The following is a 20,183-nucleotide window of genomic DNA, read 5'->3' as shown; positions in this document are numbered from 1 at the left end:
CCATGCTTTTGAAAAAATATAAAATAAACAATATTCTCGCTGCATTGATATTGTCATTACTCAGCGCTTGTTCTTCTGATTTCATTGATCTCTCAGATCCAAATGCGGTTTCCAACGAAACTTACTACCAATCTGAAGGAGACGTTGAAGCGGCCGTCAACGGTATCTATAATTCCCTTAGAAATGGAAACGGTATCGGCGAAACCAGCGCACTTTTCAGCGAAGAACGCTCTGATAACACCGGAAGAAACGACAATCAGTCGAATGCAGGTGAGCCATTTCAGTTCAACGACTTTTCACTTTTGCCTAGTAACACTTATTTAAAAACGCACTGGCTGGCTCTATATCAGACTATAACACGTAGCAATCAGGTGTTGCAGGGCATTGAAAAAGTAACTTTTACTGATAATACTCTGAAAGAGAAATACAAAGGCGAAGCCAAATTCCTGCGCGCATTGATATACTTCCATTTGGTTCGTAAGTGGGGAGATGTGCCTTTGATCACAACGCCCCTGAACTCCCTTGAAGAAGTGCAGGCCGTCACTTATCGTGAAAAACAGGTGGTAGTTTTTCAGCAAATTGTAGCAGATTTAAAAGATGCGGTTGCAAGTTCTCTACCCGCTGTACAAACAGCTGCTTTGAAAGGTAAGATAACGAAAGCTGCTGCCAACGCGTTGCTTGGACAAGTATACCTGACGATGGCTACAACGTTGGATCCAGCCAGCCGTACTGCAAATCTGAACGAAGCTAAAACGTACTTGATGGCAAGTTACAACCTGCGGACTTTTGGGCAGTTAAAAGAAATCCCTTACGGTGATGTTTTTGACGTAACCAAGAAATCTACAGTACAGGAAATCATTTTCCAGGTAGTAAACCGCCAGGGTGATATCAACTTCTCGTCTTCCATCGCGCGTAACAACCAGGCCAAAGGTGAAACAATCAATTCATTGGTAACATCAACCGGTGCAGGTGGCAATGTAAAAGCGGACCTTGTTCAGGATTATGAAGAAAATGATGTTAGAAAAAGCTTTTCCGTCAAATTTGCCGAAGATCCCATCGTTCGTGACTATTTCATAACCAAATATCGGGACGCGAGTCAGGCTGCAACGACAAACGGATATGGCGGAAACGACTGGATATTAATGCGTTATGCTGATGTAATTTTGATGCTTGCTGAAGTTAATATGTATTTGGGCGATGAAGCCGCTGCCATCGGATTTCTTGATCAGGTTAGAGAGCGTGCCGGAATGCCAACTTATGAAGTGGCTAGACAAAGCGCTGCATATCAGGCAAAATACCCAACACTTAAGCTAGCCATCTTACATGAGCGCCGTGTGGAGCTTGCGTTCGAAAACCATCGTTGGTTCGACTTGTTGCGTTTCTTTACAACAGACGAATTGGTCACTTATATGAAAGCTAAAAATCAGGCGAACTACGGTCTGGCAAAGTTGTCCAACTTTGGGGTGAAAGACCGCTACTACCCTATCCCGTTTGACGAGTACAAGCTCGATCCAACGAGAATGTACCAGAACCCTGGATATTAATATAATGATGAATTTATATTTTATCCAATGAGGACTTGCCATCTTTTTTAACGGGACAAAACCCGTTTAGGGCTGGAACTGATCAGGAAAGGATTGAATACATACACCGGAGCGATAAGCATTTACCGCTCCGGTGTGTTTCCTAGAGCAAAGAGTATAATTTTTGTTTTTCAAGCCTGTCGCTTTTAGTACCTCGGCGTGCCAGTTCAAAGGCATATTTTCAGAACATGCATTCAATCCGGTTTTCAGACCCGCACCAAAAAGAAAGTGATCAGGTTGATAACCTGCTAAATCAATAATCTCCAAAACAGATTGGATAATCGCGACCATCGACATTTTCCGGTTCTTTGCAATCTCACCTGGCATGATGACCGCTCGTTGCGCGACATTAATGTGCCTCACCTTCAAATTACGAAGCTCAGCAGGTCGGATAAAAGCATAGTGCATGTACCGTTTGAACAGATATAACTGAAAGTTGTTTCTTTCAAATAGTTTTCCAGAACCATCCTGTCTTCATCTGTAAAAGCTATATCAGCAGTACTCTTTTGAGTTTCAGGGAGCTTAATGCTACTGGTGATAATTTCGGGTTAGTTGCCTCCGCGAAGAATGCAGGTGCTGGGTTCAGAAATTATTCAATATTCTCGTCAGACGGGGTAAATTATTCATCTGAGGCACAAATGAATGGCCGGGCAACGTATAGAGAAACCATCACAACAAGTATCACGCGTCTGCTTGATCCGTTAAAATACGATTTCATTGATATTTTCCCGAATGCATCCGGTATTGTTGGCCTTTCTTTTACACTCAGTTATTATCAATTAAAGATGGAAAGGAGATCAGGGTGCTAAACAGCAATAATACGACCAGCCTTTATCTATACAATATTCTGAGAGGCGCTACCAGTGGTTATACGCTGAACGGAGGAGCTATGATTACCTTGATATGGTCAAATAGGCTTTTGGTATGGCGCTGGGGTGCATGATAATAATTGGTAGCTTTAAATTTTACCTTAAACGAGGGCCGCCGCCTCTCCATGATTGGAGGAAGTCAATAAAATAATTATGAAGCCCGCGTTGAGACATTTTATCGGCATGAAAGGGTAATTCCTGAAGATAATTGACAAAACAGTCAATAAAATAAGGATCTGGTAGCCTGCCAAACAAAAACAAGTACTTATTGATGATGTGGTCTCGAATCTTCCTGCTCAACTCCGGGGAATGGAATTTTGCCATATTACGCAAATATTGTTGTCGATTTTTGTCAGAAACTATGTTGATTAAAAAGAAATTCTCATTAACGTTTAAGTATTTCAGGAAAATCTCCTCAGTGTGAATGCTGTATAGGTCATAGAATGCTATATCCTCTTCTTTATCAAAGAATTGCACTACAAAGTCATTCATTAAAAGTATGTAATGAATTTGATTGCCTCTTTTTATACTTACCGTGCCAACATGATGATAGGTGAACTCATTGTTATAAGCTTCCTCTGTTCTTCCCGCAATATCGATAAACAGGAAAGCGACATACAACGGAAATTGTTTCACATTGTTGATAGAATCTGTGCCATAGTTTAATATATAGTTTCTTATAATTTCCAGAGACTCATTACTCATGAATACCACATCCGAACACTCTTGATATCTCCATAATTGGAGGTAAACGTACATTACTGATTATGAAGGATTCCTCCTCATTATATTTTGATCTTGGAGAATTAGCCCGTCTAAGATATGGCAGAATTTTTTTTGAGAAGTCCTGCTCAATCTGTCCAAAGTATTTTAACTCGCAGCGTGCACAAAACTTGTAGCCGATCGAGAACGCAGTATTTTTTTTTGCCGAGTTGATCTCTGATGATTCGACTGCTCGCCCAATAATTGATTCCACGATCTCAATTGGTGTGCTCCGCTGAATGCTGACATTAGTGAAAGGATCAGTCGAATTCAAGCGAAAATAAAATCCTTTATCGCGCTTCGTTGAACCGTTTAGGTTAAGCGCAGGCCTAATAATTTCATCAGTGAGAAAATGAGTGTTTTTTTTCTCAGCAGGCCGTTCGCGACAAAGCAAGCAAAGGCCAGTCATATATTTGTTTTTTGTTTGACCATGTCAACGATTAACCATCTCCCCTCTCCCCGTCAATAACCAATGGCTTGATATCCGATACTCCTCAGTCAACCAATAAAGATATAGGGCTGGCACCTCTGACGGGTTATCTCTAAACGCATAGAAGTTACTTGTATTCAAGTTATACTTTCTCGCAAAAGCACATACGCTTTTGATTTCCTTCTTTTCTACCAAATAATTCAACGCATGGAAAAACCGTTTATGGATCTCACCATTTTCCGGGAAGTCCGTAATCTTAGCATTCTCCTGCCATCTTTTGTTACTGGCCAGATCGCCCGGATCCTTCTTCGGTCGACCTGGTTTCTTTTTTTCGGAGGTCATTTTAAGTGTGTTTTGAGCAGTGATTTCAATTTGTACTGTCAAGAATACTGTCAAGAATCAAAAAAGCACCTAACAAATTTTGCTAAGTGCCTCATTATCAAGTGGAGAAGATGGGATTCGAACCCACGACCTCTTGCATGCCATGCAAGCGCTCTAGCCAACTGAGCTACATCCCCTCGCGAATTGGTGTGCAAAGATGTTATTCTGAATTTGCAATTACAAACATCTTTTGATATTTATTTAGAAACTCCAGATTAGGCCTCTGCGGACAAAATTCGCGGCTCAGAATATCTATTTTCAATCCTTGCTCCCGCCAAATGCTTTCGCCAGGCCCCATATCACAACAACAAGTATCCCAACAACCAATATCACTCCAGTCCAAACGCCTCCTTTGAAGATAGTTCCTACTAGCTCGCAGCTGGTCATATACAATCCGAAAAATAAGACAACGAGCAAATTGATAAGCGCTTTCATAAGTTGATCAGTTTTTAGTTAATAATTAATTATGGTCGTTAATCAAAAACTATTCCAACCTGAAATGCCGAAGGGTTGAATATAGGCCTGAGCTGAGCACACTTCGTTTACATGTCAGGATTCCTGCAAGATCTAAATCGGGTATGCTCCAGTCTTCTTGAGGTATAGTTATCCAATCGAAAAATTGGTTACCATTCTCCATTTAGTGACATATGACTGCTGCTGAGCTTAATTGAATGGGATCAATTTTTTACTATCGTTCTGTAACAGAAGCTCAAAGAGTTTTACAGTTGCGGCTGCGTCGCCGTGGGCACGGTGACGGTTTTCGAGAGATATCGCGAGGCTGCTGCAAAGATTCCCCAGACTATACGACTTAAACCCCGGAAATATCTTGCGACTGAGCTTCACTGTACACAATAAATCGCGCTGAAAGTATTCATCAATGGCTTGGAACTCGCGTTTGATAAAACCATAATCAAAATGTACGTTATGGGCAACAAACCAGGCATCCTGCGTCAATCTGCGAACTGAGTCCTGAATTTGCTCAAACGTCGGAGAATCTTTGACCATGGCATTGTCAATACCGGTCAGGCGTGTGATAAATGGGGGAATATATGTCTCAGGGTTCACGAGAGAGTGAAAATAATCCACAACTTCAGTACCATCATGCCTGAAAACTGCAATTTCTGTGATACGCGCACCTGGTCCTCCTCCTGTCGTTTCTATATCAACTATTGCATACATCGGCAAACCTGCGAACCCTTCTTTGATTTATATTTCCTTTTACCCCACAAATATAATAGAAAAAGTCTCCAGTTAATAAGGAGACTCTTCACTCTGCGCTATTCAATAAACCTAACCATTCATAATCAATCATTTACAAATATGTATTTCACTTCACCAACATTCGCGTCTGCGAGTGGATCATTTAAGTAGCATACCAGATCAAGATAATCAACAGACCGTTTTACTGATGGGTCAAAAGCATTCACCATCTCCTGAATTTCCTCTTTCGAAAACTGCTCCTTAGCCGACCAGAGCTGATAAACAAGGTCAACAGAATTTGGATATTCCTTAATCAACTTCAAATTATGTTTTTGCCCATTAGAACCCTTTTTAAATTGATGATGTCGAAAGGCAACGTCCGTCTGGATATCTAAATTTTTGATATTAAAGACAATTTCCTCATTAATCAGTTTGTCAAGACGGCTATGGTCCAGTTCCAATTTAACATCACCGCCATCATAATAGAATTGGCTTTCTACCACATTTCCATAAAATGGATTTACATATCCCACCTTTCGAAGATAACTGCCCCGACTTTCATCTCGATATTTAATGGCCATTCGAACTGGAACATCATTCTTCGTTCTCTTCATTTTAAACTCAAACTTCCCTGAACTTACCAATGCAGAATCCAGCAGGTTACGAGAATCATTTAAATTGACGAGATACACCATCTTACCTTCCAGTTGGTGATTTGAAGATTTTAAATTTCCGGAAATTTTGGAATTTTCTTTTCCGTGGCAACCAAACAAGAGTACAAGAACCCCTGTAAGAAACAAATTGCTTGTCCTTCTCATAATATGAAATTGATTTAAGGTAGAAATCGATACGAGTTTAAAACACCTTTTCGGACGCCTTTCTCCGAATTGTTCTTAGAAACTTAGCCATAAAAATCTTATTGCAGATTCAACGCTAAACTATATACGCAAATAAGTGTTCGATATAGAGGAAGTCCGTAAACCTTAAGGAGTGAAATGGGAAAGAAGGGTTTACGCTGCAAGCTTTTTATTTTCAATTAAGCTCAAAAGTAACCGGCAATACAAATTTTACATTAACAGCCCGACCATTTTGTTTTCCGGGTGTCCAGGAAGGTAATAGTTTAATGACTCTGGTTGCTTCCTCATCGCATCCAAATCCAATCCCCTTTAATGTTTTTACATCCTGAACTCTGCCGTCTTTATTGACAACGAACTCTACGATCACTTTTCCTTCAATCCCAGCGTTGGAAGCTGGTTTCGGATATTTAAGATTTTTACTTAGAAACTCTCCTATCCCTTTCATGCCGCCTGCAAATTCCGGCATCTGTTCCACTGTCAAGTATGGTGCTTCAGATTCCGCCTTCACTTCTACACGTTCCAATTTTGCGTCAGCAACACCCGATACCGGCGGTTCAATGATATCAATATCTGCCGTTCCTGCCACCGTCTCCTGTCCTGGTGCAGCATTATCCAGTTCCTCGACTACCGGAGGTGTGCTTTCATGATCCACCAGATAGTCCTGTGTTGGCTGCACATTAACAAACTTTACCGTCTCTTTCACCGGAGGCTGAACCGGTGGAGCTACTACCTGTTTTATTTCGGTGGGTTTGATATCAATCACATCCAGAATACCCTCGAAGGCGATATCATCTTTCTTCGGTTCAGGTTTCAACCGCGCATATAAGTTTGGCAGCAGAACCATTAAAAGAAAAAACGTAACTCCTAGAATAACAGACCGTTGTACCGTTTCTCCATATCCTTTACGCAGGTCGTATGCTCCGTACTGTTTGTTTCTGTTTTCGAAGACAATGTCATTTAAAGAATTTTCCATGGCTAACAGATGTTTATGTTCAACATTCAAAAAACGTAATGTCTGCGCGTCGGCCTCTGTCACAATTTGTTCCAGAGCTTTTTCAAAGGTCCTCCCATCCCAAAGCTGCTCCTCTGCCTCACATGCCAAATGATCTAATATTTCATCATACAATTCCCCTGAAACATTATTGTTTCGGAGATATTCTTTTAAAAGATCGATTTTGTTGTTGTCAAGACGTTTCATGATATCAAAAAGTTAAATGTGCGCCATGATGCTATTTTATTCAGTCGCAAGGATCTTGGGAGCAAGCAGTAGCTTAACAGCCTCCATAAATCTTTCGAGATCATTTGTTTTTGCCTTAGCAGCCTCACTTCCAGGTGTTGTAAGGGAATAATATTTCCTGAGTCTTCCGTCAACCTCTACTGATTCCGTTATTAACAAACCCTCCTGTTCCAGTTTATGAAGAACCGGATAAAGTGCTCCGAAGGTAAGTGCGATGGCTCCATCCGTGCGGTCTTTCACTTCCTGGGTTATCTCATAGCCATACATGCGGTCGTGTTCGGCCAATAAATTGAGGACAATAGTTTTCAATGTCCCTCTAACGTATTCGTTACTTGTCGCGTTGCTATCCATATCAGTTTAATTTTCAATTCAAATATATATAAGATTTTTATATATACAAAAAATCATGAAATAATTTTCAGACCTCCGTCAGCGGCACCGATCTATTGATCCGCTCCTCCAGTGATATAAAAGTTTCAGTCCGCTGAATACCATCCACTTTCTGAATTTTGTCATGCAAAACCTCCCTCAAATGACCCGTATCTCTACAAACTATTTTAATGAAAATACTATATATACCAGTAGTGTAATGGATATTCACTACTTCAGGAATTTTTTCCAAATAAGAAGCAACCTCCTCATACAAAGAGCTCTTTTCTAAATATATACCAAGGAAAGCGCTTATATCCCAACCCAATTTTGCAGGATCAATCACGAGTTGCGAACCTTTGACAATACCCAGCTGTTCCAATTTTTTCATTCTCACGTGAACGGTTCCGCCTGAAACGAACACACGTTTTCCTATCTCAGTATAAGGTAAGGCCGCGTTTTCAATTAGTAAAGAAAGGATCCTTAAATCAGTATTATCGATCTCAGAATATTTATGCATAAGTAGTTAAACGTTTGAATAATTCGCAATAATAGAGTTCAAATTATGGAATATTTGTAAATTTCACGAATTATCAATGAAAATATTTTAGGTTTAAATTTTTTCGTCTTACTTTTGCGCTATCAAATCGACAATTGACATTAAAATTTCGATTTGATTATCATTGTAGGGTGATGAAATTGGCAGCCATGCCCTCCTGTCTCGGGGGTGGTGAATCAGGGATAAACGCGGCATAATGCCGGCTTAGGCCGACTGGGGTGGACCACCAACAGTATTTGTACCGTAGCTAACCGCACCGTGGGTGGTTCGAATCCCCCTCCTACAGCAAAAAAAACTTGACAAGCGAATTTTTTCGTATTAGTTTTATTTGGTTTTTAGTTTGTTGATGAAGTGTAATTTGACACGCGGGTTCGTCTTGAAACCTGCGTGTTTTTCTTTTATAGACATCTGGTCCTCATTAACAACACCCTTTCAAATCCTAAATCCTATTCCCCATTTTCAAAATGTTAAGATTAACCTTAAGTATTCTGTCCGCTTTCCTGCTGCTCTTTTGGAACAGTAATTACTTCAAATCAGCACAAAAGCAGGGAAAAACCATCGTCGTTACACCAAAAGATTCTCTACCCAATGCGAAAGGATGGCCCGAAGAATTAGATGTAACAAACTTTACCAGTCACGACGTCACACCTAGTCCGGCCTGTATGGCTGTCGCCGCTTCCGGTGAGGTATATGTGGGTGTTGATATGATGGGTTCACTAGGAAAACAGCCGGATAAGGGAAGTATCGTCCGCCTTGTTGATGCCAATCACGACGGTACAATGGACAAAAGCACCGTTTTTGCCCGAGTTGATAACCCACGCGGAATCATTGCAATGGGTGACAAGGTATATGTTCTTCATACCACTTTTTCAGCTGAAACGAAAAAAGCGAGCGGGATGGATCTTGTTGTATTTGAAGACAAGAACCAGGATGGCGTGGCCGATGGTGGTCCGCAACCTTTAATTCAAAATATCTGTTCCCCAAAATTCCTGCAAAGCCGTGGTACTGACCACGCTACAAACGGAATCCGAATGGGTATCGATGGCTGGATATATATTGCCGTTGGTGACTTTGGTTTTCATGATGCGGTAGATCGCTCCGGCAAAAAGATGACCATGCTTGGTGGAGGTATTGTGCGCGTTCGCCCGAACGGTACTGAAATGGAGATCTACACACACGGAATGCGCAATATATACGATGTAGCGATTGACCCATACATGAATGTTTTCACCCGCGACAATACGAATGACGGTGGCGGATGGAATATACGCTTCAGCAACCAGATCCAGTCTGGAGAATATGGCTATCCGGTTCTTTTCAAGCATTTTACGAACGAAATTATTCCGGCTCTGATTGATCTTGGCGGCGGCTCCGGGACGGGTTCCTTGTTCATAAATGATAACAGATGGCCTGAAAAATTCAATAATCAACCATTGATGGCCGACTGGGGCAGAAATCAGCTTTATGTTCATCGCGTTGAACCTGATGGCCCTACCTTTACTCAAAAGGAAGAAGAATTTATCAAATTGTCACAGATCACTGACGTTGATATTGACGGTGCCGGGACAATGTACTTATCAGCATGGGACGGAGCCGGATATTCCGGAAATCCTGGAAAAGGATTTGTAGTGCGTGCTGTTCCGAAAAACTGGAAATATGAGCAACAGCCTGTCTTCTCTAAATTGTCTGTTGCTAAACTTAGCGATCTGTTAAAGGCTCAGAACGCAGTTAACCGTCTGGCCGCTCAGCAGGAATTACTGTCAAGACCGGCAGCTCAGACTGCGGCTCGGGTTTGGAAAATTGCGGCCGACCAAAAAGCACCCTTATATAGCAGAGTTGCAGCACTTTACACGTATTCGCAGATTACCGGCGCATCGGGAACGAAGAATATCCTTACACTGGTGGATGACAAGGACATGAAGCAGTATGCAATTCGCGCTGTGACTGACAGAAAAGGCAATCTTGCAGATGTTCCGACTACTCCATTCGTTGCAGCACTCAACGACGAGTCTCCAAGGGTGAGAACGGCTGCTACAATCGCGCTGGGCCGGCTTGGAAGAGCTGAAGCGGCTACAGCATTGTTGAAAGTACCTGTTCCCGCGAACTTCGCACCTCCTGCAAAAGATACTGAAGGTCCTCACGCTACTCCTAATTCCGCAATTGTCGCACCACATTTGGCGGTTAGGGCGCTTGTAAGTATCAATGCCGTAGAGGCGTGTGTGAAGGCTATCGGCACAGAGAATTCAGCGCTTGCTTTGTGGGCACTTAAATATATGCACGATCCAAAAGCGGTGAGCGGCCTGATTGCGGCATATGACAAAACCAGTGACGCGAATACTAAAAATGAGATCATCACCACGCTGTCTCGCCTTTATTTGGAAGAGGCACCATATGATGGTTCATGGTGGTGGAGTACACGTCCGGACACGCATGGGCCATATTATAAAGGTATCACCTGGGGATCGTCAGACGCGATCAAGGCATTTCTTACTAAACAATTTGAGAAGCCTGGCGCTGACAAACAATTCTTTGCCGATTTGAACTCAAGACATCGTATGGAAATCACTGAGTTTGGCGGGGATGAAAAAACGGTGGCAAAGGAAGAGGTGAAGGTTGATCTGGAAAAAATCAGAAATAAAAAAGGACAGGTAGGCGAGTCATCAATTGAAGACGTAATGCTGGCGATGGCCAAAATAAATGGTGATCCGAAAATTGGAAAAACACTTTTCACTAACCAGGGGTGTGTGGCATGCCATAGTTTGAGCCGTACCGAAACGATGAAGGGACCATTTATGGGGCAAATTGGCTCGATTATGACGCGTGAACAAATTGCTGAATCAATCCTTAAACCAAACGCATCGATTTCACAAGGCTTTGCTTCTGTGCTGATTACAGCCAAAGGAGACAAGAGCTATATGGGTTTTGTTACCGAGGAATCAGCTGGAAAACTGGTGCTTCGCGACATAACTGGTCAGACGTATAACATTAAGGTTTCCGACATCTTGAGCAGAAAAGAAATGGAAACTTCAATGATGCCGACGGGTTTGGCAAGTGCCTTATCTTACGAGGAATTCGCATCGCTGATCACTTTCTTATCTCAGCAAAAAAAATAAGTTTCCTTTGACTGGAATAAAAGAGGTATCCTGAAATGTTTTTGAGAGCATTCACGGATACCTTTTTTGTGTCCGTCCAGAAACGATGTATATTAGTTATATCGATTACAAACAGAGTTAGAATGTGCAATTTCGTGGAACGGTTTTTTAGTTACCATTTGCAAACTACCCTGATCTGTATACTAAATAACTTACTCAATGTCAGACACAAACGGTAAAACAGCACTAATTGCAGGCGCAACAGGTCTGGTGGGAAATCTCTTGCTTACGAAACTCTTGCACTCCCCATACTATTCGAAAGTGATCATCCTCACCCGAAAACCGCTGGATATAAAGAATACTAAATTAACCGAGATCATCTTTGATTTCGACAAACCAGATGCATCTGTTATCGCAGCAGATCATATCTTTTGCTGCCTGGGAACTACGATAAAAAAAGCGGGATCCAAACCTGCATTTGAAAAAGTGGACCTGGTATATCCTGTTGAAACTGCGAAGGCGGCGCGAAAAAATGGAGCATCGTCCTTTCTAATCGTAACAGCGATGGGAGCAGACCCAAGCTCATCGATATTCTATAATAAGGTAAAAGGTGAAGTAGAGAAACAGTTGAAAGAACTGAATTATCCTACTCTTCACATATTACGACCTTCACTCCTGCTCGGAGAACGCAACGAAAAACGATTGGGAGAAAAGATTGGAGCTTCGGTTTTTAAACTCTTTAACCCACTCATGATCGGCAAGTTGAAGAAATACAAATCAATTGAAGGGAATAAGGTGGCTAATGCCATGGTTTCTTTTGCTAAAAAGCCAGAAAACGGTATATTTATTCACGAATCTGATGAATTACAAAATTTTTAGAAATGACCCCCGATTTGTCGCTTTCCATACGAGAAGCCAACTTGCAAGACACCGATAGTCTGTACAAAATGATTTGTGAACTCGAAGACAAGGTCCTGGATCGAGACAACTTTGATTTTGTAATACAACACAATATGAAGAATCCCTGGGTTAGATATTTCATTGCAGAAAGCGACGGAATTCCGGTCGGGATGGGCAGCTGCCATATTCAACCACTCCTGCATCATACCGCTTTTGTAGCCGAGATCCAGGAAATGTATGTCGACGACTCCTATCGCTCAAGGGAAATTGGTAAAAAACTGATGAAGCAACTCGTAATTTTCGCAAAAAGCAACGGTGCCATTCAGGTTGAAGTTACATCAAGAGCCTATCGCGAAGACGCCCACCGTTTTTATCAAAGAGAAGGTTTTGAGAAATCGCATGTGAAGCTTGTAAGGTACTTTTAGCAAACAGCTATAAAAAAGCACCTGATCAAAAATCAGATGCTTTTTGGATTACCTTAAACCTTCAGCAAATCTACCTGTCTCTGTAACCCCGTGCATATCCGTCTCCACGGCGGCCGTCTCCACGGCGGCCGTCCCCAGGCACTCCATGGCGACTAAGCCGATGTGTTTCAGCTATTAACCTTTCCAAATCCGCACTCAATATTCTCGTTTCTCTTCCAGACAATCTGCCATGAGAGCTGAATTTTCTTTCCTGGTGAGCGATACGATCATATTGCATCATGAGCAAATGAGATTCTCGGCGCGACAGATGCCCACTACGTATGCCGCGATCAATGGTTGCTCGTGCTTCTCGTTGTAACGCATCCACATTATTGCCACGCCCTCTTCTGTAATCATAGTCATCGCGGTAACGTGGACCGTCTCTTTGATCATTATATCTGTCTGGTGAGTATTGGGCAAATGCAGTTGAAAGCCCAAAAAATACAACTAGTGCTACACTAAGGAATCTTTTCATGACACAAAAAATTTAAAGTTCGTCGGTTAGAGAGAAACCTTAGACCAGGGTTTAAACTGGCCGTGTTAATGAGTGTTAAGCAAAAAGAAAAAAATTATTTCGACAAGGTCTCCAGTAATAGTGCAAAACGCTGACCACTAATGGCTACGGTAGTAACTCTATGATACTAAAAAAACATTACAAGTAAACTTCGCAATAATGTGTAGAAATAATTATTAAAAGGTTTGTAATTTACATTTACATTGTCTTAACTTTGTGGGGATGAGTGATTTTGTACTAATAACTAACCATAACCTACCCTGTCATGGAACTACATCCTTCTATTGATTTGAAAACATTGGTGAGACGACGCTTGTGGAGTCAAAAAATGCCTTTTTTCTATATTCAGATGAAAAGGCATGTAGGAAAGCTGGAAATCGGATTCCCCGCCTTTCTGTCGTAAACATTTTACATTCAAATATTAAAAACTCAAAGAAGTTGTTTTAGCTTTTTGTGGTTTGCTTTTCATACTCCAGCCCATCCAGGCTCGCCTGGATGGCGGATTTAGCCTCCATCAGGATATCATCTACACTTTTCCCTGATGGTTCGATACCTTTTAGGGAAGTCCATGATATCGGAGTGAATGAGGTAAGTGGAAACATACCTTTCGGATTTAACTTGCCTGTTCCGCTGATGGCAACAGGAACAATAAGCGCGCCCGGCGCACGCTTCAGAAGCGTGGCGACACCGCCAGGCTGGAAGTCCCGCATTTTTCCAGAAGCGGTGCGCGTTCCTTCCGGAAAAATCATTGCCGCTGCGTTTTCATCATTTATCAATTTCCCCAATCGGGCAATTTCCTTAATCGCCTGTTTTCCGTCTTTACGATCGATAATAGCAGCCCCTCCTTTCCTTAAATTGTACGATATGCTGGGTATGCCGTGAGCCAGTTCTATTTTAGAGACGAATCTTGGAGAGTTTTTGCGGAAGTACCAAACCATTCCCGAAATGTCAAACATACTCTGATGATTGGCGATAAATATAATCGGGCGATTGGTAGGAATTTTTTCTGCAGCCTGATGTGAAATTCGTGTGCCGGTCAGATATAATCCGAAGTTCAGACTGAAATTTAGATAGTCTACCACAATCTTATGCGCCTTCTTTCCGAAGCAATTATATGCAACAACTTGTATTACATGGAATACCAGCAGAGTTAATCCAAAGTGTATCAGATATATGACGCTAAGCAGGTAATCTATAATCTTCTTCATGCCGGTTTTTTTTGCAAAAATAGCTTAAAACTCGCTTGATTCGAAAAAATGTAACGAAGTAAATGAGAAATCTCATGTGGAACTTAGCCGAAATTCACTTACTTTGCCCTGCCTATTTTTGAATTTTAAACAAACTGAATAATGGACATTGTACTTTCAGCCCAACGTCTCGAGGTGATGCAACATGTCGGAAAGGACCTCGAAGCATTGATTGCTGAATACCTTAGACCTATCGAAGACAACTGGCAGCCTGCTGATTTTTTACCCGATTCTTCCGATGAAAATTTCATAAAGGAAGTTAAATTATTACAAGAAAGCTGTCTGGAATTACCGTATGATTACATAGCCGTTTTGATCGGCGATACAATTACGGAAGAAGCGTTGCCCACGTACGAGTCATGGCTCTCGGATGTGATTGGTGTCGATCAGGTGAACGAGCCAAACGGTTGGATGAAATGGGTACGCGCCTGGACCGCCGAAGAAAATCGCCACGGAGACTTGCTCAACAAATACTTATATCTTTCGGGCAGAGTGAACATGCGGGCAATGGAAGTATCCACTCAATATCTGATTGCCGACGGTTTTGATATCGGTACGGACCGGGATCCATATCGTAACTTTATTTACACTTCCTTCCAGGAGCTCGCCACAAACGTTTCGCACAGAAGAACGGCTACCTTGGCAAAGAAATTTGGAAATCCACATTTATCGAAGATATGCGGAGTTATTGCTGCCGACGAAATGCGGCACGCTAAAGCATATAAAGCATTTGTAAGCAGAATACTCGCGGTAGACCCATCGGAGCTGATACTGGCACTTGAAGATATGATGCGTAAAAAGATTGTGATGCCGGCACATTTCCTAAGGGAAACTGGCGTTAAAATGGGCCAGACATTTTCACATTTTTCGGATGCTGCCCAAAGACTCGGGGTTTACACGACAAATGATTATATCGAAATCCTGGACTCTTTGCTAATTGAATGGGAAATTGAGACCGTAAAAGGCCTGAATGAAAAGGCTGAAAAGGCACGTGATTACCTGATGGCCCTGCCCGTACGCCTTGCCCGAATCGCCGAAAGAACCAAAGTCCCTGAGCTCCAATATGAGTTTAGCTGGATAAAATAATCTGACACTCCCCTGTTAAGAAAAAAAGCACCAGACAAATGTCCGGTGCTTTTAAAAGATTCAATTTTCCACTCTACTTTTTTGTAATCTTAACAACAATCAAATTGTTGGCTATTCCAATTACGAGAATAGCATTTTTTCTTTATGGAGGGTTTGAAATTTCATGTCAATTAAGTGAATTAATCTTTTCAGGTTTCACACTGCGAGCGTTGCCACCCGGCGTGAAATCTCCTTGAATCCACCTTACAAAATTTATCGATTGTGTCTGATACATTTGAGCAGACAGCGGCTTGAGATTGGAATCGCTAACCTCTTTCAGATATAATTTTAGTAGACGGTTAATTTCTTCAAAATGCTTTTCATCAGTTTTCATCAAGAGAAGGGTGTTTAAATTTAAGTAAGCAACATCACAACAATTGCGGCATTTAACTTTATTAAACTTATCCAATATTACGGACTGAAGTCCATACCCATAAATTAATGTTGTCACCATATCCCTTTTTGGGGTGAACTGGGCAAAAAGTGGGATAACAGGGAGTTTTGGTTTGGTATCGAATAAATTTTACTACAAAATGTAATAAACTATACTACTAAAATTTATCACTTTTCACATATTGAGACTTTGTAGCGTAGTAGTCTAATTATTCGCAAAGCAGCTATTATACTGACAAATAGCTTCTTATATTCTAGATGAAGAACTTTTACAGAAAAAACAGATTTCGGGAAAGTATGTCGTAACAAGGACTATTACAAATTGTATACTTACGAACTCGTCCGTGAAACCACACAAAAGTGTGGTGAAAAAGCAAACGTTTTACACAACATTTGCTTTTTTGGAACCTGCAATACCACACGGTAAAATCCTATAACTTGAAGGCAACAGTAACGTAGGCAGTTCTTCCATCAGCGGGTATGATGCCTGGTCCAGGGAATCCAAGCGCCCTCCTTGTGAAGTATCTCTTATCGAGTATATTGTTGACGCTCAGCGCAAAACTCAGCTTGCCTAACTGGTAATTAGCCGACCAGTCTACCACCATATAGCAAGGGATTTCCCCTACAAGTCCGTCCGCAGTGTGAAGAGAATTGTAAGCATCTGTATATTGAAGTCCATTGTATGCGAGCTGCAGAGTAGAGCCAAATCGGTTTCTTTTGTAGGTCAATCCTGCGCGACTGATGATTTTCGGAGCATATTCCACTTGATTACCCACGATCAATTGTGTGAGCAACGGATTGATCGCCTTGGTGTAGGTGGCATTGGTATACGCGAAACTTCCAAAAACAGATAAATCGCCCAAAGAATTGGCCAAACCCGACAACCTCAGGATATTCATTTCCGCAAAAACTTCGACTCCAGTACTTCTCGATCTACCTACATTCGTCCGGTAACGTATCACTTCAAGACCATCTTCGCTTGCTTTTCTGATGATGCCTATTCGATTGTTATAATCCAGATAATAGGCACTCAAATCATAATTCAGCCAATCTTTGAATGTTCCGCGAAAGCCGAGATCGGCGTTAAAGCCGGTAACGTCTTTCAGATTGGGGTCAACTTGAAAATTGGGCGTCCGAACCAATATATCTGAAAAATTGACAGGGCTATAGTTTTGAGAGATATTGAAATACAATTCAGATTTCGCGGTCAGCGCATAATTCATACCGATACCCAGCAATGGAATGATCCTGGTTTTCTTTTCATTGCTATATACGACCTCATTGGTTTTTGGCTCAATGCTATATCCATTCGAACTGGTATTAATATATTCAAGGCGAAAACCGGGCGTCAAAGTCCATTTTTCATTTAACCAAAGCACATTTTCAATAAATAAGGCTGCATTATTAGACGGAAAACGATAGGAAAATTCATCGACGTGCTCCTCATCCGGAAAATTGAAATTCGCATCGTTACCACCATATCCCGTCCCCTGCTCTTTTTTGGTATTACCATGAAAATAACGCGCCCCTGCCAAAAATGAAGATGCTTTTCCAGCCAGTTTATAACGACGAAGAAGCCGTATTTCAGCCCCGATATTATTGTAGTCGTCATATGAAAGCTGTCGCCTGCTCGTTGTGTCAGTTTTGTCCCTCAGTGGATTCACTATGTTTCCAATAGAACCGCGCTCTGCTATCAATCCATAGGTCCTTACATTCAGTTTGGTACGTTCATCTATTTGATAATCAAGATGAACCGCCGGAATGACCCACTTCGCCCTGAACCAGTTTCGGTTGCGGTAACTGGCTTTGGGGTCCTCTTCAAATTGCTCATCCGTTAATCCTCCCGGCTGTTTCATCACGTACTGCATCATCGTCAGCTCCAGTCCCACTTTCAATTTAGACGACACATTCCAGCTCACAGACCCATATCCTGAATTCAGATTGAGATTCGTGTTCTCGCGCCAGCCATCGGCTTGTTTATGTTGATAATATCCATAGTAATTGATCTTACCAACCTGGCCGCCGACGGCATTATATGAATTAAAAAGCCCATAACTACCCAAAGTCTGACGAGTATCCAGCTCGAATTTTTTATCCGGATTACCCTTCTTGAATTCAAAGTTTAACAATCCTCCAAACTGGGTTCCATATTGAAGAGACGCAGCGCCGCGCACAATTTCTATCCGACTAATTGCCTCTGTTGCAGGCGTATAATAACTTTCCGGATAACCGATGGGATCTGCTGAAATATCATAGCCGTTTTGCCTCGAATTAAACTCTGTAGTCCTGTTTGGATTGAGCCCACGTGTGGCAACCCCTAACTGCACTCCATAAGAATCGTTTTCGATAATATTGATTCCCGGAACTTTGGCATATATCTGCCTTGCATTGTTTGTGGCCAAATTGGCATTCAATCCGCTCATAACTACCACTTCATTTTTCTTACCTGCATAGATCGCCATATTCTCCACGTCCGACAGACGGCGTAATCCGTTGAAATCCTCCTTGCTACCAGTCACCAGCAACTCATTCAGTTTCGTTACGTCGGGTTTCAGGGTGAAATCAAAATGCACTTCATTATCTGATATTTTAATAACCTGAGTAAGAGACTGAAAACCAACAGAGGATATAATCAAGGTGTGTTTACCAATCGATAAATTCAGTCGGTATTGGCCAGCAGAATCCGCTGAAACACCATTTCCTGAACTTTTGAGCTGAATACGCGCATAGGATATTCCCACGCCGGAAGGATCAGAGATCTTTCCGGAAATCGACAATTGCTGGGCAGCAATATTTAAACTAAAAATGAAGAATAACCCGACGGTAAACGTTAATCTGAATATCACTGTTAAATCAAAAAATGTTTTCATTCCCTATATTGCATAATCCAGTCCTTCGGCGCGAATCCATCTTGCTGAGCAACCAGATCGATGGTTGGGTCAATTAAAAGTCTGCTTGCATGTCCATTTACGGAGGCATAACAAACGGCTCTGATCTCCGTCTCCCCCACCCCGTTTTCCAGATAATATTGATGAAGCATATGTGCAAATTGTAATATCATATCCGGTTGAAAACTACATTGTCTCGCCTGAATCCGGGTCAAAAATTTGTCCGGCTTTACGGTAAAGCTCTGACCAGTATCACGCATCTTCACTTCATATTCCAGCGATGCGTTTTTTTCCATTAACATAATATTCCAGGAAAATCTAAAACCTTGCTCATGCCAAAGCACATCTCCCGGATAAGCATAACTTCGGAAGGGCATCAAAAGCTGAGAGCCAAAGAAAACAGCTAATAAAGCGACGAAATATGGTTTCATAGCAAACGATCCAACCCGAACAATTGTATCGCATGGCGCCCCCAGAGCTGTGCGTAAAAGTGTCCGATGAAATTCAGGTGAAAAGAAAATCAATGCGGTAAAGATCATCATCCATGGAAACATTCCGATGTAAAAGAGGAAATGCGTCAATACATGAAAGATTACGATGACCGCGTAAATGTGAATCCTGCTGCGTTTCCAACTGAGTAAAAATATGGCACTCAGATCAAATACCATAGCAAACCATGCCAACGCATATGCCACCCATTTTTCCGTAAGCAACGCACCGACAATTGGAAAATCCTGATTTGCTGACAGCCATATTCTCAAAGGCTGCGCTTCGAAAAGCCAGTCATATCGCAGTTTGGCAATGCCGCCAAAAAAGTAAACCAAACCAACCTGAAGGCGCAAAGACCAAAGCATCCAGGACGGAACCTGTCTGGCACTACTCGATTTAAACAATTGGCTATCAATTGAATACATTGCATTCATCGGTAACCAGCACATTAAAAATGCTAGCAAGCTGACCTGATAATAATGATTGAGGTACACGCTCTTGTCAATGAGCTCAATATAGGTGAAGGCAAAAAAAAACGAGATGATCGAAAATCTGTAGAACAGCCCGATCGTAATCAATATCGAAAAAAGGATCAACGCGAAGAAAACCCAATGCATATAGGGTTCTGGCAATGGCTTGATCCACTCAAAACCATAAAAAGGAAAGAAAAACTGAGGCTTTACATAAAAGTCTGATATCCAGCCTTTTGAAACAAAACGCAACTCAGCAACAAGCATCAGCATTCCGAACACAATCCGAAAAAATGCAAGCGACTCTGCGCCTGTAGGTTTTTGCCCAGTCCGGATTAGCTTGTCAAACATGAC

20 protein-coding genes and 1 tRNA gene are annotated in these 20,183 nt (G+C 41.8%); 6 read left to right on the top strand and 15 right to left on the bottom strand.

From position 1 onward, the window contains the following. Positions 1-2 precede the first annotated feature (2 nt). Positions 3-1,544 (top strand): RagB/SusD family nutrient uptake outer membrane protein, encoded by a 1,542-nt coding sequence (locus AC1XUD_RS19210; RefSeq protein ID WP_483362666.1) that lies wholly within the window; start codon positions 3-5, stop codon positions 1,542-1,544. 66 nt (positions 1,545-1,610) lie between these two features. Here AC1XUD_RS19210 and AC1XUD_RS19205 read toward each other — a convergent pair whose 3' ends face one another. Continuing rightward, positions 1,611-1,991, bottom strand: coding sequence for a hypothetical protein (locus AC1XUD_RS19205; RefSeq protein ID WP_483362665.1), 381 nt, complete (start codon positions 1,989-1,991; stop codon positions 1,611-1,613). Between the two features lie 98 nt (positions 1,992-2,089). On the opposite strand from AC1XUD_RS19205, the gene AC1XUD_RS19200 reads away from it, so the two are divergent. Next, positions 2,090-2,392, top strand: coding sequence for a hypothetical protein (locus AC1XUD_RS19200; RefSeq protein WP_483362664.1), 303 nt, complete (start codon positions 2,090-2,092; stop codon positions 2,390-2,392). A gap of 156 nt (positions 2,393-2,548) precedes the next feature. Here the strand turns inward: AC1XUD_RS19200 and AC1XUD_RS19195 are convergent, their stop codons facing one another. From AC1XUD_RS19195 to AC1XUD_RS19155, 9 genes are all read right to left on the bottom strand, one after another. Further along, complete coding sequence (locus tag AC1XUD_RS19195; RefSeq protein WP_483362663.1) at positions 2,549-3,157, bottom strand: hypothetical protein; 609 nt, start codon at positions 3,155-3,157, stop codon at positions 2,549-2,551. 490 nt (positions 3,158-3,647) lie between these two features. Next, entirely contained in the window at positions 3,648-3,986 is a 339-nt protein-coding gene (locus tag AC1XUD_RS19190) for a hypothetical protein (protein WP_483362662.1), read from the bottom strand. Positions 3,987-4,088: 102 nt separating this feature from the next. Then, positions 4,089-4,162, bottom strand: a tRNA-Ala gene (locus tag AC1XUD_RS19185). A gap of 121 nt (positions 4,163-4,283) precedes the next feature. Then, positions 4,284-4,460, bottom strand: a complete 177-nt coding sequence (locus AC1XUD_RS19180; RefSeq protein WP_483362661.1) for a hypothetical protein — start codon at positions 4,458-4,460, stop codon at positions 4,284-4,286. A 228-nt stretch (positions 4,461-4,688) separates the two neighbouring features. Further along, a complete protein-coding gene (locus AC1XUD_RS19175) occupies positions 4,689-5,204 on the bottom strand; it encodes a 3'-5' exonuclease (protein ID WP_483362660.1) in 516 nt (171 codons plus the stop codon). A gap of 125 nt (positions 5,205-5,329) precedes the next feature. After that, positions 5,330-6,043, bottom strand: a complete 714-nt coding sequence (locus AC1XUD_RS19170) for a DUF4369 domain-containing protein (RefSeq protein WP_483362659.1) — start codon at positions 6,041-6,043, stop codon at positions 5,330-5,332. 214 nt (positions 6,044-6,257) lie between these two features. Further along, positions 6,258-7,280, bottom strand: coding sequence for an energy transducer TonB (locus tag AC1XUD_RS19165; RefSeq protein ID WP_483362658.1), 1,023 nt, complete (start codon positions 7,278-7,280; stop codon positions 6,258-6,260). Between the two features lie 36 nt (positions 7,281-7,316). Continuing rightward, the gene (locus tag AC1XUD_RS19160; protein WP_483362657.1) at positions 7,317-7,670 is read right to left on the bottom strand and encodes a PadR family transcriptional regulator; all 354 of its coding nucleotides are present in this window, start codon (positions 7,668-7,670) and stop codon (positions 7,317-7,319) included. 67 nt (positions 7,671-7,737) lie between these two features. Next, complete coding sequence (locus tag AC1XUD_RS19155) at positions 7,738-8,208, bottom strand: Lrp/AsnC ligand binding domain-containing protein (RefSeq protein ID WP_483362656.1); 471 nt, start codon at positions 8,206-8,208, stop codon at positions 7,738-7,740. 503 nt (positions 8,209-8,711) lie between these two features. Between AC1XUD_RS19155 and AC1XUD_RS19150 the strand changes: the two genes are divergently transcribed. From AC1XUD_RS19150 to AC1XUD_RS19140, 3 genes are all read left to right on the top strand, one after another. Further along, positions 8,712-11,360: a DUF7133 domain-containing protein gene (locus AC1XUD_RS19150; RefSeq protein WP_483362655.1), complete on the top strand. Its 2,649-nt coding sequence runs from the start codon at positions 8,712-8,714 to the stop codon at positions 11,358-11,360. A gap of 198 nt (positions 11,361-11,558) precedes the next feature. Next, on the top strand, positions 11,559-12,218 hold the full coding sequence (locus tag AC1XUD_RS19145; RefSeq protein ID WP_483362654.1) for an oxidoreductase: 660 nt from the start codon (positions 11,559-11,561) through the stop codon (positions 12,216-12,218). A 2-nt stretch (positions 12,219-12,220) separates the two neighbouring features. Further along, positions 12,221-12,664, top strand: a complete 444-nt coding sequence (locus AC1XUD_RS19140; RefSeq protein ID WP_483362653.1) for a GNAT family N-acetyltransferase — start codon at positions 12,221-12,223, stop codon at positions 12,662-12,664. 70 nt (positions 12,665-12,734) lie between these two features. Here the strand turns inward: AC1XUD_RS19140 and AC1XUD_RS19135 are convergent, their stop codons facing one another. Further along, positions 12,735-13,178, bottom strand: a complete 444-nt coding sequence (locus AC1XUD_RS19135; RefSeq protein WP_483362652.1) for a hypothetical protein — start codon at positions 13,176-13,178, stop codon at positions 12,735-12,737. 482 nt (positions 13,179-13,660) lie between these two features. Beyond that, positions 13,661-14,425, bottom strand: coding sequence for a lysophospholipid acyltransferase family protein (locus tag AC1XUD_RS19130; RefSeq protein WP_483362651.1), 765 nt, complete (start codon positions 14,423-14,425; stop codon positions 13,661-13,663). A gap of 141 nt (positions 14,426-14,566) precedes the next feature. On the opposite strand from AC1XUD_RS19130, the gene AC1XUD_RS19125 reads away from it, so the two are divergent. Further along, a complete protein-coding gene (locus tag AC1XUD_RS19125) occupies positions 14,567-15,550 on the top strand; it encodes an acyl-ACP desaturase (RefSeq protein WP_483362650.1) in 984 nt (327 codons plus the stop codon). A gap of 166 nt (positions 15,551-15,716) precedes the next feature. Here AC1XUD_RS19125 and AC1XUD_RS19120 read toward each other — a convergent pair whose 3' ends face one another. From AC1XUD_RS19120 to AC1XUD_RS19110, 3 genes are all read right to left on the bottom strand, one after another. Continuing rightward, positions 15,717-15,923 (bottom strand): hypothetical protein, encoded by a 207-nt coding sequence (locus AC1XUD_RS19120; RefSeq protein ID WP_483362649.1) that lies wholly within the window; start codon positions 15,921-15,923, stop codon positions 15,717-15,719. A 490-nt stretch (positions 15,924-16,413) separates the two neighbouring features. Continuing rightward, positions 16,414-18,852: a TonB-dependent receptor domain-containing protein gene (locus AC1XUD_RS19115; RefSeq protein ID WP_483362648.1), complete on the bottom strand. Its 2,439-nt coding sequence runs from the start codon at positions 18,850-18,852 to the stop codon at positions 16,414-16,416. Beyond that, positions 18,849-20,180 carry an HTTM domain-containing protein gene (locus tag AC1XUD_RS19110; RefSeq protein WP_483362647.1) on the bottom strand — a complete coding sequence of 444 codons (1,332 nt, stop codon included), beginning with the start codon at positions 20,178-20,180 and terminating at the stop codon, positions 18,849-18,851. Before AC1XUD_RS19110 ends, AC1XUD_RS19115 begins: the two co-directional genes overlap by 4 nt. Between the last annotated feature and the right edge of the window lie 3 nt (positions 20,181-20,183).

The sequence above is a fragment of the Dyadobacter sp. HNCC25DJ184 genome, from assembly GCF_056895215.1.
The sequence above is the reverse complement of the archived record's forward strand: the minus strand, read 5'-3'. Positions and strand labels throughout refer to the sequence as shown.